This window comes from Microvirga sp. P4_G7, assembly GCF_056401005.1.
On sequence record NZ_JBFUKD010000769.1, the window covers coordinates 1 to 1,615 of the forward strand.

General features: G+C 61.7%; 2 protein-coding genes. Both read left to right on the forward strand.

The features are described from left to right. Window positions 1-713 (forward strand): FAD-dependent oxidoreductase (locus AC1DT3_RS20485; RefSeq protein ID WP_477467047.1); only part of this gene is annotated, 713 nt, incomplete at its 5' end. An 87-nt stretch (window positions 714-800) separates the two neighbouring features. Then, window positions 801-1,615: M48 family metallopeptidase (locus AC1DT3_RS20490; RefSeq protein WP_477467048.1), on the forward strand; the 815-nt coding region annotated here is incomplete at its 3' end.

Here is a 1,615-nt window from a genome sequence, read left to right on the forward strand (position 1 = left end):
GTATCGACGTGGTGCTCGGCAAGACCGTCACCCGTCTCGACCGTGAGGGCGGGGCGATCGCGGCGACCTTGTCCGACGGCTCTTCGTTGGTGGTCGATCAGGTCCTCGTCGCCACCGGGCGGCGTCCCAACACCGCCAATCTCGGCCTCGAAAAGGTCGGGATCACGCTCGATGCCGTCGGCGCGATCCCTGTCGACGGCTATTCTCGGACCGTGACCCCGTCGATCTATGCGGTCGGCGACGTGACGAACCGCGCCGCGCTCACGCCGATCGCGATCCGAGAGGGCCACGCTTTTGCCGATACGGTTTTTGGCGACAGGCCCACGATCGTCGACCATTCCCTCATTCCGACTGCGGTCTTCTCGACGCCAGAGATCGGAACGATCGGTTGCAGCGAGGCGGCCGCCGAGGAGCGGTACACGGACATCGAGATCTACAAGACGATGTTCCGCACCATGAAGGCCACGCTGTCCGGAAGCCACGAGCGTGTGCTCATGAAGCTCATCGTCGACAAGGACACGGACAAGGTCGTGGGCGTCCACGTGGTCGGGGAGGGCGCGGGAGAAATGATCCAGCTCGCCGGCATCGCTGTGACCATGGGCGCGACGAAGGCCGATTTCGACCGCACGGTCGCCGTCCATCCGACCGCGGCCGAGGAACTGGTGACCATGCGTACACCGTTCGTCGTGAAGAAGGCGGTGGCGGTGGGGTGAGGGGCCTGGGGATAGAGGCCAACATCTCAATTTCGGTATAGCATTACGTTATTGTGTTGCTAAAATCATGACGAAGGAGTTTTCGCCATGACTTTGAATATCGCCACAATCCGTCACCCCAAGGAAAAAGCTTACAGCGTCGTTACGCTCGCAGTCGGTGCCGCGCTCTGGCTTGCAGGTGCGGCCTTTATCATCCTGGATGATCGTCCGCTTTTAACCCTCTTCGTGGTCGTCATTTACGCCCTCGTCTTCTGGGGCATATCCGCGGCCGCGCGCGCGTTGACCAGAGCTTACATGTTCGGTCATTTCGTCATGGTTGGACCCAGTCAGTTTACGCATATTCACGCCATGGTGGAGGATGGAGCGAAGCGCCTCGGGCTTGACGAGGCGCCGACGRCATTCGTTTATAATTCCAACGGCGTCATCAATGCCTTCGCGCTCCGCCTCATCGGGAAGAAGCGCTATGTCTGGCTGACTTCTGCGCTCATCGACGCTGACAACGATGAGCAGCTTCGTTTCGTCATCGGACACGAGCTCGGTCATCATATCGCCGGCCATCTCGATCAGGGGCCGCATCTCGTACGGTTGCCCGCGTTGATGGTGCCCTTTCTCGGCGCGGCCTATTCGCGGAGCCGCGAACTGACCTGCGACCGGGTCGGAGCGTCTCTCGCCCGCGATCTGATCGTATCGCAATCGGCTCTCCAGATGCTCGCTTGCGGCAGCGCCAAACTCAACGCCCACATGAACGGCGCGGCTTTTGCCGCTCAAGACAAGCTCGTTCCCCCGATCGCCGGCTTTCTGCTCAAGAGCGTCTCCGGCTATCCGCGTCTGACGCGGCGCGTGGAAGAGGTCGCCCGGTGGCTCGAAAGCGAGGGCCTTCGAGGGAAGGACCTCCGGACGCC